Origin of the sequence: Amycolatopsis magusensis, from assembly GCF_017875555.1 — a bacterium.
Classification (GTDB): Bacteria; Actinomycetota; Actinomycetes; order Mycobacteriales; family Pseudonocardiaceae; genus Amycolatopsis; species Amycolatopsis magusensis.
Genome location: NZ_JAGGMS010000001.1, coordinates 3,583,442 through 3,601,543 on the forward strand (window position 1 = coordinate 3,583,442; position 18,102 = coordinate 3,601,543).

Sequence of the window (18,102 nt, forward strand, 5' to 3'; positions counted from 1 at the left end):
ATCGAGGATGTCGCGGATCCCGGCCGGGCAACACGGACGGTGACGACAACTACCGCTGAGATCCCGCCACCGCGGCCGCCGCCCGGTCCAGGTCGTCGAGGAACTGGGCCCGCCGGTGCTCGGGGATGGCCTCGGTCAGGCGCTGGTCGATCGAGTAGACGGCCGAGCGTGCCTGGTCGAGGCGGTGCTGACCGGCGTCGGTGAGGCGCGCGGGCAGCGCGCGACCGTGGTCGCTGGTGGCCGGCCGCGTGATCAGGCCTTCGGCTTCGAGGCCGCGCAGCACCACGTTCATCGACTGGCGCGTGACGAAGGTGCCCCTGGCCAGGTCGGCGTTGGACAGGCCGGGTTGCTGGTCGAGCAGTTCGAGGCAGGCGTACTGCGGCACGGTCAGGCCGTGGGTGCGCAGGGCCTTGTCCATGGCGCCGCGCAGGGCGGCGGCCGCGCCCTTCAGGCGGTAACCGAGGCGCCGGGTCACGTCTTCTGGCATGTCAGGAGTTTGACATATCGCCGGCCGCCGGGCTACCTTCGGCTATGTCAAAGTCCTGACACGTCGGAGGTTCCAGCAATGCTCACCGGACTCGATTTCGTCGCCCTCCAGGTGCGTGCGGTGGAGGACGCCGCCCGCTTCTTCGAAGAGAAGCTCGGCCTGCGCCGGGCCCCCGCAGCACCGCCGGGAGCGGTCGTCTTCGCCACCACGCCGATCCCGTTCGCCGTCCGCGAGCCGTTGCCGGGAGTCGATCTCGACGCGCTCGATCGCCCCGGTACCGGCGTCGCGCTGTGGTTCCGGTCGGACGACGCCCAGGCGCTGCACGACAAGCTGGCCGCCGACGGGATCACCGTGCTCCGCGAGCCGGAGACCGGTCCTTTCGGCCGGACCTTCACCTTCGCCGGCCCCGAGGGCTACGCCATCACCGTGCACGACGGCTGACCGGTTCAGCCGGTCGTGAGTCCACTGTGGAGGATCTCGCGCGCCCACTCCGCCCGCGGCTGGGTGTGCAGGTGCCAGTAGTGCTCGGCGATGTCGTCCGGGTCGAAGGCGGTGCCCGGCGCGACCGGTCCGGCCACGGTCACCGACGCGACGTGCACACCCGAGGGGCCGTATCGCTGGTCGAGCAGCTCGACCAGCGTGCGCACGCCGGCCTTGCCCAGCGAAAGGCTGGTGTAGTCGGCTTTCGGCTCCGGCATGCCGCCGGTGATGAGGAACGAGCCGCCGGTCATCGCGGGCACGACGTGCGTGGCGGCGGTCAGCGCGCCGAGCACGTTGACCTTCCACGCCGCCAAGTGCTCGTCGACGCTCAGGTCGCCGGGTGCGTCGGGCTGGATGATCGCGGCGTTGTAGATCACCGCGTCCGGCGTGCCGAGTCGCTCGATCGCGGTGTCGAGCGCCGCACGCAGGGAAGTCTCGTCGCCGCTGTCGGCGGTCAGGATGTGCGTCTCGGTGCCGATCCCGGCGGCCACCGCTTCGAGCGTGGCCGCGGTCCGGCCGAGCAGTGCGACCGGCAGCCCTTCACTGGCGAACCGGCGGGCGACCGACCGGCCGATCCCCGGTCCCGCTCCGATGATGATGGCTCCCGGCATGACGACTCCTCCGTCGGTTCGATCCGTGCCCGGCGACGGTAGGCCTTCACACCGGTGTCAAGGTCAAGCCGCTGTGGGCGGTGTGCGACACCGCCCACAGCGGGGGCACCCCGCGTCAGCAGCCGCCGATGTACCAGGCGTTGGTGATGAAGCGGTCGGCGGGTGTGCCGTCCTCCAGGTTGGTGATGCCCGGGCCGACGCAGCGGTCCTTCTCCGCCACACCCGCGATGAACCAGCGGACGCGGATGGTGATCCAGCCGCTGCCGCAGTGGTTGTACTTCGCCCACCCGTCGACCACGCCGAAGCCGCAGCCCATCTGCGCCGAGACGTCGGCGGGCGCGGCCGGGGCCGCCACCGCGGGCTGGGCGGCGACCAGGCCGCCGCCGAGGGTCATCAGGCCGAGCGCGAGCGCGCTGACCGCACGTTTGATTCCCACGTGGAACGTTTCTCCCCAACTAGCCGGAAACACTGAGCGGTGGCGAGCCTAGGACAGTCCGGGAACCGCTGTTCGCGGATTCAGGCCTCGGTGAAAGTGCCCGCCGGGCGCAGCAGGTCGTTCTCCAGCACGGCTTGGCGCGACAGGGTTTTGTACCCGACGTCGTCGAACAACACGGTGAGCCGGTCCTCGTCCACGGCCAGCACGGCGCCGCCGCCCCATTCCGCGTGGCGCACCCGATCGCCGACCGGGAATTCGGCGGAGTCCGCCGGTGCCGCCGACGCGGTCCCGGCTTCGCACGTGTCGCACCGGCCGCACGGATCCGCCAGTTGCTCCCCGAAGTAGGCCAGCAGGTGCCGCCTGCGGCAGTCCGTGGTGTCGGCGTATTCGCTGAGTACCCGGACTCGGGACCGGATCAGCCGCTGGTGCCGTCCGGCCACTTCCAGCGCCTGCTCGCGTGCCTGGTCCACGGGCAGTTCCGGGTCGGTGTAGGCGAGTTCGCCGTGCTCGTCGGTGGTGACCACACCGGCTTGTTCGAGGAGGTTGACCGCGCGGGTGCGGCGTGCGGCCGGGGCGTCCACCTCGTCGGACAAGTCCTCTGTGGACACCGGGTCGCCGTGGGACCGCAGTGCGCCGGCGATCGCGTCGAGGGTGTCCTCCGGGGCTTTGGCCGCGGTCAGGAACCGTTGCACGCTCAGGTCTTCCGGCCGGTAGAACAGGATGATCCGAGCCGGTTCCCCGTCCCGCCCGGCCCGGCCGATCTGCTGGTAGTAGGAATCCAGCGAGTCCGGCGCGGAGGCGTGCACGACGAACCGCACGTCCGGCTTGTCGATGCCCATGCCGAACGCCGAAGTCGCCACCACTACGTCGAGTTCGCCGTCGCGGTACGCCTGGTGCACGCGCGTTCGATCGTCGCCGTTCATGCCCGCGTGGTAGGCCGCGGCGCGGATGCCGGACTTCGTGAGCTCGTCCGCGTAGAACTCGGTGTCCCGGCGGGTGGCCGCGTAGACCAGGCCACCGCGGGTGGCCGGATCCTCGGTCAGCGCCCGGACCTCGGCCAGCACGGCTTCGCGTTTGCCGTGGTCGTCGGTGTGGCGCCGGACCGCGAGGTGCAGGTTCGGCCGGTCGAAACTGGCGATCACCTCCCGGTGCTCGCGCAGGCCCAGCCGCCGCACGAGGTCCTCGCGCACCGGGGGCGCCGCGGTGGCGGTGAGCGCCACCACCGGGGGGTGGCCGAGCCGGTCGATCACCGAGCCCAGCCGCAGGTAGTCCGGCCGGAAGTCGTGGCCCCAGGCCGAGACGCAGTGGGCTTCGTCGATCACCACCAGCGCCACGCCCAGCTCGGCCAGGTCCGCCACCACCTCGTCCTTGGCCAGCTGCTCGGGCGCGAGGAACAGGTAGGCCGCGGCACCCGACCGCACCGACTCCCAGGCCTCTTCGCGCTCCTTGGCGCGTTGCGCGGAATTGATCGCGACGGCCTCGGGAACCTCGTTGTCGACGAGCCCCTTGATCTGGTCGTGTTGCAGGGCGAGCAGCGGGGAAACGACCAGCGCGGGGCCGTCGAGCATCAGCGTGGGCACCTGGTAGATGGCCGATTTCCCGGCCCCGGTGGGCAGTACGGCCAGCACGTCGTGCCCGGCCACCACCGCCTCCATGGCTTCGACCTGCTCGTCGCTCAACTCCGGCCAGCCGAAGCACCGCTCGGCGAGCCGGCGCAGTTCCGCGGTGTGTTCGTCGCTCACCGCGGTCAGATACCACCGCGAACCGGCGGCAAACAGCCAGTGGCCCAGCGCACGCGGGCCCGCCGGTTCGATCGCCGGACCCCGGGTACTCGATGACCATGACCACCATGGGGGTCGAGGAGGAGTTCCTGCTCGCCCACGCCGAAAGCGGGATCGCCGCGCCCGTGGCCGAGGACGTGCTGCGGGTGGCGGCGAACGACGTGGTCCGCCGGGAGCTGCGGGACACCCAGATCGAGGTGGCGACCGGGATCTGCCGGACGGCCACCGACCTGGAGGAGCAGTTGATCGCCGGGCGCGAACTGGTGGCGAAGGCCGCGGCCACCGCGGGCGCGGTGCCACTGGCCACCGGCACCCCGGTGTGGCCGTCACCGCCGCCGAGCGCTTCGAGCGGGCGCGCCGGCGCGATCGACGAGCGCTTCCGCGGGGTGGTCGACGACTACGAAGCGTGCGGTTGTCACGTCCACATCGGAGTGCCGGACCGCGAGCAGGCCGTGGCGGTGCTGAACCACCTGGGGCCGTGGTTGCCGAGCCTGCTGGCGCTCTCGGTGAACTCCCCCTTCCAGTCCGGCCGCGACACCGGGTACGGCAGCTGGCGCATGGTGCAGCAGTCCCGTTTCCCGGGTTCCGGGGTGGCGCCGCACTTCACCGATCTCGAGGCCTACGAGGGTGAGGTCTCGAGGTTGGTGGACTGCGGCGTGCTGATCGACAGCCAGATGAGCTTCTGGCTGGCGCGGTTGTCGGGCAAGTTCCCGACCATCGAGTTCCGGGCGGCGGACACCGCCGGCACGGTCGGTGAGGCGCTGTTGCAGGCCCTGCTGGCTCGTGCGCTGGTGGGCACCGCGCTGTCCGAAGTGGCCGCGGGCCGCGAGGCACCCGCGTTGTCACCCCAGATCGCGGCCGCCGCGGTGTGGGCGGCGGCCCGGTACGGCCTGGACGGCCGGGGCGTGGACCTCCGGTCGGGAAGTCCGAAACCCGCCGCGCTGCTGGTCGCCGAACTGCTGGTGCACGTGCGGCCCGCGCTGGAGGAACACGGTGATCTGGCGCTGGTGAAACAGCTCGTCGAAGAAGTACACCACCACGGCACCGGCGCGCGGCGGCAGCGCGAGGCCGGCCCGGCCGGGGTGGCGCGGCTGATGCGAGTTCGTGAAGTAACGAGGAGGTAAGGGTGGCTGTTCTGCCCACCGCACGAGGTCCCTTGTCCGCCAAGGTGATCAACGCGCTCAAGCACGACCGGCGGGACGAGGACCTCGGTGGCGTGAGCGCGGCCGAGCCGTTCTCCGAGGATGTGCAACTGGCCCTGCACACCTGCTACGAACTGCACTACCAGGGCTGGGACGAGGTCGACCCCGAGTGGGAATGGGACCCCGGCCTGCTCCGGTTGCGGGGTGAGCTGGAACGGATCTTCCTCGACGGCCTGCGCTCGGCGGTGGCCGGTGGGTCCGATGTGGACGGGGAGATCAACGAGCTGCTCGTCGAACCGGTCGACGGCACCGGGGTGTCACACCTGCTGCAGGATTCGGGGGAGTGGTGGCAGCTCAACGAGTACTTCGCGCACCGCTCGATCTACCACCTCAAGGAAGCCGACCCGCACGCGTGGGTCATCCCGCGGCTGCGCGGGCAGGCGAAGGCGGCGCTGGTGGCCGTGGAGTTCGACGAATTCGGTGGCGGGCGCGGTGATCGGGTGCACGCGCAGCTCTTCGCGGACCTGCTCGACGCCGCCGGACTCGACTCCGGTTACCTGGCGTACCTGGAGAACGCGCCCGCGCAGATGCTGGCCGTGGTGAACGCCATGTCGTTGTTCGGGTTGCACCGCGGCCTGCGTGGCGCGCTGGTGGGGCACTTCGCCGCCGCCGAGATCAGCACCGGGCCGAGCGCGCGGCGGATGGCGGCCGCGGTGTCGCGTTTGGACGGTCCGGAGGCGTGCCGCCACTTCTACACCGAGCACATCGAAGCCGACGCCGTGCACGAACAGGTGTTGCGCCACGACGTGATCGGGGATCTGCTCAAGCACGAACCCGAACTGGCGGCGGACGTGGTGTTCGGCATCCAGGCCACGGAGTTCCTGGAGGGGCGGTTCGGCGAGCACCTGCTGTCTTCGTGGGCCGCCGGCCGCTCCTCCCTGCGGGCTCCGCTCAGCTGAGCGCGGGCCGGTCGGCGCGGATGACCACGAGCTCCTCGAACTGCTGACCGGGCTCGATCAGCCCGGTTCGTTCGAGGTAGCCGCGGCGTTCGCGCATGACCGGCCCGAACGGCTCCACGCAGCGCGCGGCCACCGACGCCTTCAACTCCCGCTCCCGCAACAGGTCCAGCGTCACCGCCGGATCACACACGTCGGAGTGGACCATGAGCATCGTGCCGTCCACTTCGAGCAGGTCGTTCGCCCGCTCGCACAACGCGTCGACGTAACGGCGGCCGTCCGGCCCGGCGTCCCACGCGCACGCCACCCCGCGGCCGTGGTGGTGCCGCGGGTCGGCGGGCACATACGGCGGGTTCGCCAGCACCACGTCGAACCGGCCCAGCGCGTCCCAAGTCGACAGATCGCCGCGCGAGGCCTTCAGCGGCAACCGGTTCAGCCTGCCGTTGAGCCACGCGCTGAGCACGGCGCGGCGGCAGCGGTCGACCGCGACCACCTCGGCCGCTCCGGCACGCGCGGCGGCCATGGCGACGGCCCCCGATCCGGTGCACAGGTCCAGTACCCGGACACCCGGGCGGAACCCGGCTTCGTCCAATGCCCTGGTCAGCAGTCGGGTATCCGTCTGCGGGCGGTACACGCCCGGAAGTCGCACAAGTCGTCGCACTTCCGGGAGGTACCACGCGAAAACCGAACGAAACTCACGCGCGTGCCGTGGTTCCACTTCGGAGTCCGCGCGGTCAGGGGACGAGCACGACCTTCCCGCTGGTGGCCCGGTTCTCCAGGGCGGCGTGTGCGGCGGCGGCTTCGGCGAGCGGGAAGGCCTGGACGGCGGGCACGAGCTTGCCCTCGGCCGCCGCGGCCAAGGCGCGGATGGTGAAAGCCGGGCTTTCTGCGCGTCGGCTGAGCAGCACCATCAGGGCGTTGGTCGTGGTCACGGCACGAGCGGGGTCCGGGGTGAAGTCGCCCTGCGAGGCGTTGCCGATGGTGACGTACCGGCCGCCGTCCGCGATCAGTTCGAAGGCGGCCCTGCCCTTGTCCCCGCCGACGCCGTCGAGCACCGCGGTGACCACCCGGTCGCCGACGGTCTTCTCCCAGTGCGGCTGGTTGTAGTCGACGGCCAGGTCCACGCCGAGCGCGCGCACCATCTCGACCTTGTCCGGGCCACCGGCCGCGCCGATCACCGTGGCACCGAGGTCACGCGCGTACTGGACGACCAACTGCCCGACGCCACCCGCGGCGGAGGTCACCAGGACCGTGTCGGCGGGGGTGAGCTGGGCGACGTCGAGCAGTTCGAGCGCGGTCGTGCCGGTGACCACCATGGCGACCGCGGCCTCGAAGCCAAGATCGCCGGGGATCCGGTGCAGCGCGGACACCTCGGCGACGGCCAGTTCCGCGTACCCGCCGGGACTGCTCGCGCCGACGACCACCCGCGTCCCCAGCCACGCCGGGTCCACGTCCGGGCCGACGGATTCGACCGTGCCGGCCACCTCACCGCCGAACACGGCGGGCAACTCGGGCGGCGGCGGGGCCATGTCGATCGACAGCCCGGCGCGCATCACGGTCTCGATCAGGTGAACCCCGGCCGCGCGGACCTCGATCCGCACCTGGCCTGGCCCGGGCACCGGATCCGGGACCCGCTCGTAGCGCAGGTTCTCGGGCGGGCCGTATTCGTGCAACACCGTCGCGTACATGACGACGAGTGAACAACCTCAACCAAGGTTCAGGTCAAGCACCTCGTGGGTGCCCGGCCCGGGCACCCACGAGGGTGGGTCAGTCGGTACCGAACTCCATGGCGGCGCGGTCCAGGATCTCGTCACTGGAGGCGCGGCCGCGGGAGGCGATGGCCTCGGCGCCGCCCTCCGGCATCGCCCCGATCAGGCCGGTCGACGCGGCCTGCGCGGCCCCGATCAGCTTCGGGTGCGTGCTGCCGACCAGGCCGAGCCCGGCGTACTGCTCCAGCTTGGCGCGCGAGTCGGCGATGTCCAGGTTGCGCATGGTGAGCTGGCCGATCCGGTCCCCGGGACCGAACGCCGAGTCCTCGGTGCGCTCCATCGACAGCTTGTCCGGGTGGTAGCTGAACGCCGGGCCGGTGGTGTCGAGGATCGAGTAGTCGTCGCCGCGCCGCAGCCGCAGCGTCACCTCGCCGATCACCGCCGTGCCGACCCACCGCTGCAGCGACTCGCGCACCATCAGCGCCTGCGGGTCGAGCCAGCGACCCTCGTACATCAGCCTGCCGAGCCTGCGGCCCTCGTTGTGGTACTGGGCCAGGGTGTCCTCGTTGTGGATGGCGTTGACCAGGCGCTCGTAGGCCGCGTGCAGCAGCGCCATGCCCGGCGCCTCGTAGATGCCGCGGCTCTTGGCCTCGATCACCCGGTTCTCGATCTGGTCGGACATGCCCATGCCGTGGCGGCCGCCGATCGCGTTGGCCTCCATCACCAGGTCGACGGCGCTGGAGAACTCCTTGCCGTTGATGCTCACCGGGCGGCCCTGGTCGAAGCCGATGGTGACGTCCTCGGCCGGGACCTCCACCTCGGGGTCCCAGAACCGCACGCCCATGATCGGGTCCACGGTCTCGATGCCGGTGTCGAGGTGCTCCAGCGTCTTCGCCTCGTGGGTGGCGCCCCAGATGTTGGCGTCGGTGGAGTAGGCCTTCTCGGTGCTGTCGCGGTAGGGCAGGTCGTGGGCCTGCAGCCACTCCGACATCTCCTTGCGGCCACCGAGTTCGGTGACGAAGGCGGCGTCGAGCCACGGCTTGTAGATGCGCAGCTGCGGGTTGGCCAGCAGGCCGTAGCGGTAGAACCGCTCGATGTCGTTGCCCTTGAAGGTGGAGCCGTCGCCCCAGATCTGCACGTCGTCCTCGAGCATCGCCCGGACGAGCAGGGTGCCGGTGACCGCGCGGCCGAGCGGGGTGGTGTTGAAGTAGACCCGGCCGGCGGAACGGATGTGGAACGCGCCGCAGCTCAGCGCGGCCAGGCCCTCCTCGACCAGTGCCGCGCGGCAGTCGACCAGGCGCGCGATCTCGGCGCCGTAGGCGGTCGCGCGGCCGGGCACCGAGGCGATGTCGGGCTCGTCGTACTGGCCGATGTCGGCGGTGTAGGTGCACGGCAGCGCACCCTTGTCGCGCATCCAGGCGACCGCGACGGAGGTGTCGAGGCCGCCCGAGAACGCGATGCCGACCCGTTCGCCGGTGGGCAGGGAGGTGAGAACCTTGGACATGGCAAGAGTATGCATCCAAGGGCATAATCATGCAAACTCGGGGTCACGTCCGGGGCGGGAGAACCAGCCCGCGTAGGTCAGGACCAGGCCCACCACCGCGAGCGCGGCGAAGAACACCCGGGCCAGCACCATCGCGGTCGGCGAGAGCAAGGTCGCCTCCACGCCCGATTCGATGGTCGTGGGGAAGGCGATCAGCAGGAAGCCGCGCAGCGCGACGAACCAGCCGAACAACGACACGGTGACCGCCAGCGGGCCGCGCCAGTTGCGGTGGCCGCCGATGATCACCAGCCCGCCGCCCAGCATGAGCGCGCCGAGCATCAGCATCAGGGCTTGCTCGGCGAACAACTCGGCGACCAGTCCTTGCAACGCGGGTAGCCGGATCGCGTAGACGGTGGTGAACACGGCGATGTAGGGCCCGATGACCCTGGCGAACGCCCGGGTGCGCTGGTGCGCGGTCATGGCTGTCTCCTAACTCCGGTAACCCGCCTGGTGGCAGACGGCACGCAGGAATCGTTCGCATTCGGCCGCGGAACAGGTGTCCGGCCGGGTGGCGAGGTGTTGCCAGCCCGCTCCGGTGAGCAGGTCGAGCAGCACCGCCGGATCGGTGTCCGCGGGGAGCTGGCCCCGTTCTCTGGCTTGCTCCAGCACGGCCAGCCGGACGTCGTCGCGGGCCTCGCCGAACTGGGCCTGGTAGGCGGTGGCCAGCTCGGGGTAGTCCTCGATCGCGCCGTAGAGGCGCCTTAGCAAGCGACGCTGGGCGGGGTCCGCGAGCACCTGTGCCCACGCGGTGAGCAGGTGTTCGAGGTCGCGGATCTTCGGTTTCCGCGGCGGACTGCCGTAGGCGGATTCGATCGTGGCCAGCAGTAGGCGCGTCTTGTCGGGGAAGCGCCGGTACACCGTCGCCCTGGTGACTCCGGCGCGCTTGGCCACCTGCTCGATGCTGAACGCCTCGGCGCCACGTTCGAGGAACAACTCCAGCCCGGCGGCCAAGATGGCCGCGTCCGCCTCCTTGCTCCGGGGCCTCCCAGCGGTACTCATGCCCATTACAATACAGTACAGCCCTGTATTGTAAACCCGGCCACCCCTCGCCGACCGCTCCGAATGCCAGGAGTGGGGCATTACTAGCGTTCATTGCAAGTAATGCCCCACTCATAGCATTGGTCAGGTGCGGTCGGGGGCGGCGAGTGTGGGGTTCGGGTGCCTGGGTGTGGGGTTCGGCTGGGGGCGGGTAATTGTGTTGCTGGGGTGGGGTGCTGGGGGCGATCATCGCGGGATGTCTGATGGTCGTGCTGGGATTGATGCCGCGCTGGTGCGGCGGCTGATCGTCGCGCAGTTTCCGCGGTGGGGTGGGTTGCCGGTGACGCCGGTCGAGGTCGACGGCTGGGACAACCGGACTTACCGCCTCGGCGACGAGATGAGCGTGCGGTTGCCGACCGCGGAGGGCTACGTACCCGCTGTGGCCAAGGAAAACGAGTGGCTCCCGCGGCTCGCGCCCGCGCTTCCGGTGGCTGTGCCGGAAGTGCTGGGCGAGGGCGTGCCGGGGGAGGGCTATCCGTATCCCTGGTCGATCCGCGGCTGGCTACCCGGGGAGACCGCCAGCCGGGAGCGCATCGACGACCTGCCTGCGTTCGCCGTCGCCGTAGCGGAGTTCATCCGCGCGCTCCAGCAGTGCGACACCACCGGCGGGCCGATCGCCGGAAGGCACAGTTTCTACCGTGGCGCCTCGCCCGCCCACTACGACGAGGACACCCGGCGCTATCTGTCCATCTTGGACGGTCAGGTGGACACGGGAACGGCCGCGCGCATCTGGGCGGAGGCACTGGAAGCCGAGTGGACCGGAGAGCCGGTGTGGTTCCACGGCGACATCGCTCACGGCAACCTGTTGGTGGACAACGGAAAGCTGACCGCCGTACTCGACTTCGGCACCTCCGGCGTCGGTGACCCGGCCTGCGATCTGGTGCTCGCCTGGACCCTGCTCGACCGCGAAAGCCGCGAGGCCTTCCGTGAGGCGGTCGACCAAGACGAAGGCGTCTGGGCGCGGGCGCGCGGCTGGGCGCTGTGGAAGGCCCTGCTGCTGCTGGCCAAGGACCCGCAGCGGGCCGATCAGCGCCACGTGCTCGGTGAACTGCTCACCGGGTGACCAGCGCGCTGCGCCGGAACTCGCTCGGGTTGGCGCCCCGGACCCGTTTGAACGCCGCGCTGAACCCGAACGGGTCGGAGTACCCGACGGTCCGGGCGATGTCCGCCACGGTCGCGGCGTCCTGCTCGACCAGCAGGTCCGCGGCGAGCGTCATGCGCAGGTGGGTGAGGTAGGTCAGCGGTGGTTCACCGACCAGTTCGGCGAACCGCTTGGCCAGCGTCGACCGCGAGACCCCGGTGCGCTCGGCCAGTGTGGCGACCGTCCACGGGGCCGCCGGTTCGGCGTGCAGCAGGCGCAGCGCGTGGCCGACCACCGGATCCCGCTGGGCCGCCCACCAGGCCGGGGGCTCACCGCCGGGCCGGTCGAACCACTCGCGCAGCGTGCACACCAGCATCCAGTCCAGCAGCCGGTCGAGCACCACCTGCTGGCCCGGCGTGTCGACGGCGAGCTCGTCGGCGAGGTGGTCCAGCACCGGATCGGACGTGCCTCCGGCGGGCACGCGCAGTACCACGGGCAGCGCGTCCAGCAGCCGGCGGCTGAGTTCGCCGCGCACGGGGTACGCGCCGACGATGAGGGTGGTCGCGCCGGGACCGTCGCCGTCGCGGTCGTACCAGCCGAGCCGGTGCCGGGTTCCGCCCTGCTCGGGCGTGGCGCAGTCCTCGCCGCACGCGACCGGTTCCGCCGCGGTGCCGACCTCGTCGACGAAGGTGAACGTCCCCGGCCCGCGCACGATGACCGTGTCGCGGGCGCGCAGCGGCTCGGGCGGGCCGTGCTCCGGGACGATCCAGCCTCCCCCGGCGAGGACCGTGCACAGGGTCAGCGGCGCGCCGTCCACGAAGTGCAGTGCCCAGGGCGGGGACAGCGTCGAACTGCCGAACAGCGAGCCGTGGGCCCGCACCCCGCGAATCAGGTCACTGAAGGCGTCCATCCCGGTCAGTTTAGACGATCACACAGGTAATCCGGCTTATTACCCATGGGCTCGTCCGAGCCGGACGTGTTCAATCGAGGTCATGAGCACCGACGACTCCCCACTGACCGCCCAGGACATCGAGTTCCTCAAGCGCCCCCTGCACGGCTTCCTGACCATGGCCGGGGGCCCGGTGCCACCCCAGCCCCGGCCGGTGTGGTTCGAGGTCACGGACGAGGGCAAGGTCCAGTTGTTCACCGCGCCGGACTCACTCAAGGTGCGGTACCTGCGACGCGACCCGCGTGCTTCGCTCGTCGTCGCGGCTCCGGTGGGCGAACGGGAGCGCTGGGTTTCGGTCGCCGGTCACGCCACGGTGGAACCCGAGGGCGCGCACGAACTGAGCGTCCGCCTCGCCGCTCGCTACTGGGAGTCCGACGAAGATCCCGCCCGCGCCGACGACCTCGCCGAAATCCTGGCCACGGACCAGGTTCGCCTCGTCATCCACCCGGAAACGGTGAAGCGCGTGACCTTTTGAACGTTCAGGACTGCATCGGGCTCATCCGCTGCCAGTTCTCCGCCCACGACCGCAGTGGCTCCCGGCAGATGAAGACGGCCTGGCCCTGCGTGCCGTTGTTGATCCGCTGCCCGTTGTCCACCAGCGTCACCGCTTTGACGTCGGCGAACATGGATTCGGCGTCCGCAGGGGAGAAACCGACCACGAGCGCGGTGGTGGCCGTCTCGGGCGGGGTGCCGAAGTACCAGTAACCGCGGTGCGGGCTGTGCACCGGCGGCAGGCCGCGTTCCGGGCCGTACTCGTCGAGGGCGCCTGCCTGCCAGTAGTGCCCGGCGAGCACGGTCGTGGTGGCGCGTTCGGATTCCGGCAGCGCCTTGTAGGCGCGTTCCACCGCGTCCACCAGATGCGGCCAGCCGAACTCTTCCAGGTGCATGTTGGCTGGGCTGAACGGCTGGTTTTCGAAATGGGACAGCGGCCAGATCGGCGGCCCGCTGGGCAGGCCCCACAGCATCAGCACCCCGCACACCGCGTAGATCGGCCCGGCGATCCAGCGGATCTGCGCGCGTTTCGGCTTGCGCTGCTCGATCACCACCGCCGCGGCCGCCCAGCAGACCACGAACAACCCGGCCATGTAGAACGGGCGGCCGTCGCTGTACCAGAACGCGGCGATGATGCCCGCCGCGGCGAGACCGTAGAAGCGGAACGGCCGCAGCGTGGGCGCGAAGAGCAGGGACAGGACGCCGACGATCAGCATCGCCGCGCCCAGTGGCCCGGCGACGTAGGCGTAGGCGACCGGGAAGAAGGTCTCCTTGCCGCCACCCGCGGCTTCGATCTCCTTGGCCACGACCTCGGTCATCGCCGCCTGCGGCCAGTCGTGGGCCCGCTGCCAGAGCAGGAACGGCACGGCGAGCGCGGCGGCCACCAGCGCGCCCAGCCACAGCTGCTTCTTGATCAGCATCACGCGCGGGCCGAGCAGCAGCACGGCGATCGCGATGCCGATCCAGAACGCCACCAGCATGGCCTTGGCCTGCAGGCCGACCGCGGTGGCGAGCGCGGCGTAGAGCAGCAGCCGGTCGTCGCGCTTGCGCACCCAGCGGACGAGCAGCCAGCTGATCAGCGTCCAGAAGAACGAGTCGAAGGACTGGGTGGACAGCGTGTGCCCGGCGCCGTACATGAAGAACGGCGACACCGCGAAGACCCCGGCGGTGAGCAGTTGTGCCAGTTTGCCGCCGCCGAGTTCCCTGGCGATCAGCGCGGACAGGTACACCCCGGTGACCACCAGCGCGATGACCGGCAGCCGGGTGCCGACCACCGAATCGCCGAAGAGCAGGTCCATCGCGCGGGCCACCAGCGGCACCAGCGGCGGCTGGTCGGCCAGGCCGCTGCCCAGGTGCCGCCCGGCGGCGCGGAAGTACAGCTCGTCGCCGAAGAACCCGTAGCGCCAGCTGGTGCCCAGCAGCAGCGCCGCCACCGCGCCCGCGATGGCCGAGACCGGGCGCCAGGCGAGCCGGGGCGCGGCGGCCGGCGCCGGCTCGGGTGTGCGTTCGGCTACGGCGGTGGTCTGCAAAGAATTCTCCGAAACTGCGTCGAGGACGACAACCAAGGCTGCCACAGCGCCCCGATCGGTACCTGCCAGGCCCCGCCCCTCCCGGAGAAACGTGTGCGGTACCACATGGTTCAGTCTTCGCCGGCCGACCAGCGGTGCAGGTAGGAGAGCAGGAAACCGAGCAGCCCGGTCACCGCGGCCGCGGTGGTCATCGGCAGCGCGAGCGCCCCGGCCACGCCTTCGACCAGCGTGCCGTCACCGACGACGAGCCCGGCGGCCTGGCCGAGCACGAGCACCACACCGAGCACCAGGAACACCACCAGCCCGAGCTTGAAGACCGGCATGGTGACGCGCTTGAGCAGGGTGCGAAGGGGCGATTCACTCATCAGTGGCTCCAGGGTTCAGGCGAAGACGGGCAGCAGGCCGACGGCCACCAGCACGCCGATGGCCAGCACCGGCAGCACGAACCAGAGGATCAGCCGGACGAACATCCGGGCCGGGTCGATCCCGGCGATCCCGCCGGCGATGTAGATCGGCGCCGCGCCCGGCGGGGAGGCGCCCTCGGTGGAGGCGAAGATCAGGATGGCCACGGCCGCCGCGACCGGGTTCACCCCCGCGGCCACCAGCGCGCTGAAGCTGACCCCGCCGACCGCGGCGATGGTCGCGGTGCCGGTCAGCGGCGCGGAGATGATCACGATCAGCAGGCCGACCAGCGTGGCGATGACCACCGCGGGCGCGTCGATCCGCGCCATCAGCCCGGTCAGCTCGGCGACCAGGCCGAGTTCGCCGAGGCAGGCCGCCGCGGCGAAGGCGAAGAACAGGGTGGCGCCGATGACCGCGTACTTCGGCGCCATCGCGCCCAGCAGCTCGTTCCACCCGTGGCGCGTGCGCGGCAGCCGCCGCCAGGCCACCAGCAGGGTGCCGATGATCATCAGCACCGGGATCCAGACCACGATGCTGATCTCGCCGGCCGCGTCCTCGCCGATCCAGCCTTCGAGCAGCTGCTGCCCGGTTTCGACGGTGAGGAACACCGGGATCGCGATACCGGCGTAGACCAGCAGCGAGGTCCAGCCCTGCTTCCACGCCACCCGGAACGGCAGGATGCCCTCGGGCTCGACGCGGCCGATCCTGTGCCGCCGCACCCAGATGAACACCACGAGGAACCGGTAGAGGACCGTCCACAGCCCGCCGGCGAACGCGCCGACGAGCAACTGGTCGGCGGTCAGCACCGGGGCCACCGCGGCCGAGCCGAGCAGCAGGAACATCGACGAGCTGGGCGGGATCGAGATGCCCAGCCCGGCGTTGCCCGCGACCAGGCTCGCCGCCAGGTCCGGCCGCCACTTCGAGCGGATCATCCACGGGATGGTCACCGAGCCGACCGAGGCCGCGATGCCGGACCCGGACCCGGCGGGTCCGCCGAGCAACGCGGACGCGGCCGTCGAGACGTACCCCGAACCGCCGCGCATCCGCCCGAAGAGGGCGTTGAGCAGGGTGACCTGGCGGTCGATCAGGCCCAGTTCGGTGAGCAGGTAACCCATGAACACGAAAGCCAGTGCGGCGAAGACGACCTCTTCGGCGGCGGCGTCGGCGATGCCCGCCGCGGCCAGCGAGAGCGCGTCGGTCCCGCCGAACAGGCAGACCACCACGAAGCCCAGCACCATGGCCTCGCCGATGGTGCGCTTGAGGACGGCGTTCCAGACCACGATGACGGCGATGTAGGTGATCAGCGCCCAGACGGCGACGCCCATGAGTACTCCTTCGTAACGAGGGCGGTGTTCAGGCGGCCAGGCGCGCGGCCAGTTCGAGGACGCGGCGGGCGCGGTCGACGATCGGCTGGTCGACGAAGGTGCCGTCGGGCAGGGCGATCGCCCCGCGCGCGCCGGTGGCTTCGGCGGCCAGGACCACTTCGCGGGCCCGGGCCACCTCCTGGTCGGTCGGCGCGAAAGCCTGGCGCACCACCGGGATCTGCCGGGGGTGGATCACCGAGCGGCCGAACATGCCGAGGTCGCGGCCGCGGCGGGTGCTGTGCAGCAGCCCGTCGTCGTCGCGGACGTTGGCGTGCACCGACATGGCCGGTGCGGGCAGGCCCGCGGCCGCGGCGGCGAGCACCGCGCGCAGGCGCAGGTGGTCAAGCGCTTCCGGCGCGGTGAGCGCCAGAGCCGAGGCCAGGTCCTGTTCCCCGAGGCCGAGACCGGCGACGCGGGGGTGGGCGGCGATCTCGTCCATCGCGGCGAGCCCGCGTGCCGATTCGATCAGCACGTGCACCGGGAAGTCCCCGGGCACCGCGTCGAGCCGGGCGGTCGATTCCACCTTCGGCAGGCGGACCGCGGAGAGGCCGGGGAGGCCCGCGAGCGCGGCGAGGTCGGCGCGACCGCGGTCACCGTCGTTGATCCGCACGTGCCGCGGCGGCCCGTCGTGCGGTCGCGCGAGGTACTCGGCGACGGTGGCGCGCGCGGCGTCCTTGTCGGCGGGCGCGACGGCGTCCTCCAGGTCGATGAGCACCACGTCGGCCCCGCTCGCGGCGGCCTTCTCGAACCGTTCCGGCCGGTCGCCGGGGACGTAGAGCCAGGTCAGTGCCGTTGCCGGGGTGCTCACGCGACCACGCCCCGCTCCCGAAGGTCCGCGATGCGGGTGGCGTCGTAGCCGAGTTCACCCAGGACCTCGTCGGTGTGCCTGCCCTTCGCCGGGCCGGGCCAGCGGATCTCGCCGGGTGTCTCGGAAAGCCGGAACTGGACGTTCTGGAGGGTGACTTCGCCGAGTTCCTCGTCCGGCAGGTTCAGGAACGTCCCGAGCGCCTGGTACTGCGGATCCTTGACGATGTCGGAGGCGTCGTAGACCAGCGCGATGGCCGCCTGCGCCTCTTCGAAGGCGGTGATCACCTCTTCGCTGTCGCGCGCGGCGATCCAGTCCGCGACCGCGGCGTCGAGTTCGTCGACGTGCGCGACCCGGCCCTGCCCGGTGGCGAACCACGGCTCGTCGATCAGTTCCGGCCGGCCCACCAGGCGCATCACCCGCTCGGCGATGGACTGCGCGCTGGTGGAGATCGCCACCCAGCGGCCGTCACGCGTGCGGTAGGTGTTGCGCGGCGCGTTGCTGTTGGACCGGTTCCCGGTGCGCTGCGGCAGCACCCCGAGCGCCTGGTACGCGGTGACCTGCGGGCCGAGCAGGCCCAGGATCGGTTCGATGATCGCCAGGTCGACGACCTGCCCGCGCCCGGTCTGCGTGCGAGCCTCCAGCGCCACCATGATCGCGTAGGCCATGGCCAGCCCGGCGATGCCGTCGGCCAGCGCCAGCGGCGGCAGCACCGGCGGGCCGTCCGGCTCCCCGGTGGAGGAGGCGAACCCGCTCATCGCCTCGGCGAGCGTGCCGAACCCGGGGCGCTTCGCCATCGGCCCGGTCTGGCCGAAGCCGGTCATCCGCGCGATCACCAGCCGCGGGTTGAGCTCGTGCAGTTCGGCGGGCCCGATGCCCCAGCGCTCCAGCGTGCCCGGCCGGAAGTTCTCGACCAGCACGTCGCTGCGGGCGGCCAGGTCACGCAGGATGCGCTGGCCGTCGGCGGAGGACAGGTCGACCGCGGCGGCGCGCTTGTTGCGGGCCAGGGACTTCCACCACAGTCCGGCGCCCTCGGCGGCCGGGCCGTGCCCGCGGGCCGGGTCGCCCTTGCGGGGGTGCTCGATCTTGATCACGTCGGCGCCGAAGTCCCCGAGCATGGCTGCCGCGGACGGCCCGGCGAACAGGGTGGCGACGTCGAGGACGCGGAGCGACGACAGTGGGCTCATGACTCATAAGTTATAAGATGTGCCGATCTTGGCCAGGATCCTGTTGTGCAGGTCACATCGGCGCCGCCCGGTAGCGTGGTCGCCACCGCGGGTATCGAGAGGGGCTTCGG

20 protein-coding genes are annotated in these 18,102 nt (G+C 71.2%); 5 read left to right on the top strand and 15 right to left on the bottom strand.

The window, feature by feature from the left end:
• Positions 1–49: 49 nt before the first annotated feature.
• Entirely contained in the window at positions 50–487 is a 438-nt protein-coding gene (locus JOM49_RS15790) for a MarR family winged helix-turn-helix transcriptional regulator (RefSeq protein ID WP_209665032.1), read from the bottom strand.
• Positions 488–565: 78 nt separating this feature from the next.
• Here JOM49_RS15790 and JOM49_RS15795 point away from each other — a divergent pair, with 78 nt between their 5' ends.
• Positions 566–928, top strand: coding sequence for a VOC family protein (locus JOM49_RS15795; RefSeq protein ID WP_209665033.1), 363 nt, complete (start codon positions 566–568; stop codon positions 926–928).
• Between the two features lie 5 nt (positions 929–933).
• On the opposite strand, the gene JOM49_RS15800 is transcribed toward JOM49_RS15795, so the two are convergent.
• The 3 genes from JOM49_RS15800 to JOM49_RS15810 all read right to left on the bottom strand — a co-directional run bounded on the left by JOM49_RS15800 (position 934) and on the right by JOM49_RS15810 (position 3,756).
• Positions 934–1,578 (bottom strand): SDR family NAD(P)-dependent oxidoreductase, encoded by a 645-nt coding sequence (locus tag JOM49_RS15800; protein WP_209665034.1) that lies wholly within the window; start codon positions 1,576–1,578, stop codon positions 934–936.
• Between the two features lie 115 nt (positions 1,579–1,693).
• Positions 1,694–2,014 (bottom strand): DUF6355 family natural product biosynthesis protein, encoded by a 321-nt coding sequence (locus JOM49_RS44065; RefSeq protein WP_209665035.1) that lies wholly within the window; start codon positions 2,012–2,014, stop codon positions 1,694–1,696.
• 80 nt (positions 2,015–2,094) lie between these two features.
• Entirely contained in the window at positions 2,095–3,756 is a 1,662-nt protein-coding gene (locus JOM49_RS15810) for a RecQ family ATP-dependent DNA helicase (protein ID WP_209665036.1), read from the bottom strand.
• A gap of 98 nt (positions 3,757–3,854) precedes the next feature.
• Between JOM49_RS15810 and JOM49_RS15815 the strand changes: the two genes are divergently transcribed.
• Both JOM49_RS15815 and JOM49_RS15820 read left to right on the top strand, forming a co-directional pair.
• On the top strand, positions 3,855–4,919 hold the full coding sequence (locus JOM49_RS15815) for a carboxylate-amine ligase (RefSeq protein ID WP_245369341.1): 1,065 nt from the start codon (positions 3,855–3,857) through the stop codon (positions 4,917–4,919).
• 2 nt (positions 4,920–4,921) lie between these two features.
• On the top strand, positions 4,922–5,896 hold the full coding sequence (locus tag JOM49_RS15820; protein WP_209665038.1) for an iron-containing redox enzyme family protein: 975 nt from the start codon (positions 4,922–4,924) through the stop codon (positions 5,894–5,896).
• On the opposite strand, the gene JOM49_RS15825 is transcribed toward JOM49_RS15820, so the two are convergent.
• From JOM49_RS15825 to JOM49_RS15845, 5 genes are all read right to left on the bottom strand, one after another.
• A complete protein-coding gene (locus JOM49_RS15825) occupies positions 5,889–6,527 on the bottom strand; it encodes a methyltransferase (protein WP_209665039.1) in 639 nt (212 codons plus the stop codon). The genes JOM49_RS15820 and JOM49_RS15825 overlap by 8 nt on opposite strands.
• A gap of 100 nt (positions 6,528–6,627) precedes the next feature.
• Entirely contained in the window at positions 6,628–7,581 is a 954-nt protein-coding gene (locus JOM49_RS15830; protein WP_209665040.1) for a zinc-binding dehydrogenase, read from the bottom strand.
• Between the two features lie 79 nt (positions 7,582–7,660).
• Positions 7,661–9,106, bottom strand: a complete 1,446-nt coding sequence (gene argG, locus JOM49_RS15835; RefSeq protein WP_209665041.1) for an argininosuccinate synthase — start codon at positions 9,104–9,106, stop codon at positions 7,661–7,663.
• 27 nt (positions 9,107–9,133) lie between these two features.
• Positions 9,134–9,565, bottom strand: a complete 432-nt coding sequence (locus JOM49_RS15840; RefSeq protein WP_209665042.1) for a hypothetical protein — start codon at positions 9,563–9,565, stop codon at positions 9,134–9,136.
• A 9-nt stretch (positions 9,566–9,574) separates the two neighbouring features.
• On the bottom strand, positions 9,575–10,144 hold the full coding sequence (locus JOM49_RS15845) for a TetR/AcrR family transcriptional regulator (RefSeq protein WP_209665043.1): 570 nt from the start codon (positions 10,142–10,144) through the stop codon (positions 9,575–9,577).
• Positions 10,145–10,379: 235 nt separating this feature from the next.
• Between JOM49_RS15845 and JOM49_RS15850 the strand changes: the two genes are divergently transcribed.
• Positions 10,380–11,246 carry an aminoglycoside phosphotransferase family protein gene (locus JOM49_RS15850; protein WP_209665044.1) on the top strand — a complete coding sequence of 289 codons (867 nt, stop codon included), beginning with the start codon at positions 10,380–10,382 and terminating at the stop codon, positions 11,244–11,246.
• Here the strand turns inward: JOM49_RS15850 and JOM49_RS15855 are convergent.
• Complete coding sequence (locus tag JOM49_RS15855; RefSeq protein WP_209665045.1) at positions 11,236–12,174, bottom strand: AraC family transcriptional regulator; 939 nt, start codon at positions 12,172–12,174, stop codon at positions 11,236–11,238. The two genes, JOM49_RS15850 and JOM49_RS15855, sit on opposite strands and share 11 nt — an antisense overlap.
• A gap of 82 nt (positions 12,175–12,256) precedes the next feature.
• On the opposite strand from JOM49_RS15855, the gene JOM49_RS15860 reads away from it, so the two are divergent.
• Complete coding sequence (locus JOM49_RS15860) at positions 12,257–12,688, top strand: pyridoxamine 5'-phosphate oxidase family protein (protein WP_209665046.1); 432 nt, start codon at positions 12,257–12,259, stop codon at positions 12,686–12,688.
• A gap of 4 nt (positions 12,689–12,692) precedes the next feature.
• On the opposite strand, the gene JOM49_RS15865 is transcribed toward JOM49_RS15860, so the two are convergent.
• The 5 genes from JOM49_RS15865 to JOM49_RS15885 all read right to left on the bottom strand — a co-directional run bounded on the left by JOM49_RS15865 (position 12,693) and on the right by JOM49_RS15885 (position 17,992).
• A complete protein-coding gene (locus tag JOM49_RS15865) occupies positions 12,693–14,234 on the bottom strand; it encodes an ArnT family glycosyltransferase (RefSeq protein WP_209665047.1) in 1,542 nt (513 codons plus the stop codon).
• Between the two features lie 110 nt (positions 14,235–14,344).
• Positions 14,345–14,599 (bottom strand): hypothetical protein, encoded by a 255-nt coding sequence (locus JOM49_RS15870; RefSeq protein WP_209665048.1) that lies wholly within the window; start codon positions 14,597–14,599, stop codon positions 14,345–14,347.
• Between the two features lie 15 nt (positions 14,600–14,614).
• Positions 14,615–15,961, bottom strand: a complete 1,347-nt coding sequence (locus JOM49_RS15875; RefSeq protein WP_209665049.1) for a TRAP transporter large permease subunit — start codon at positions 15,959–15,961, stop codon at positions 14,615–14,617.
• A gap of 28 nt (positions 15,962–15,989) precedes the next feature.
• Entirely contained in the window at positions 15,990–16,808 is an 819-nt protein-coding gene (locus tag JOM49_RS15880; protein ID WP_209665050.1) for an HpcH/HpaI aldolase/citrate lyase family protein, read from the bottom strand.
• Positions 16,805–17,992 (bottom strand): CaiB/BaiF CoA transferase family protein, encoded by a 1,188-nt coding sequence (locus JOM49_RS15885; RefSeq protein ID WP_209665051.1) that lies wholly within the window; start codon positions 17,990–17,992, stop codon positions 16,805–16,807. The genes JOM49_RS15880 and JOM49_RS15885 overlap by 4 nt, the downstream gene beginning before the upstream one ends.
• Between the last annotated feature and the right edge of the window lie 110 nt (positions 17,993–18,102).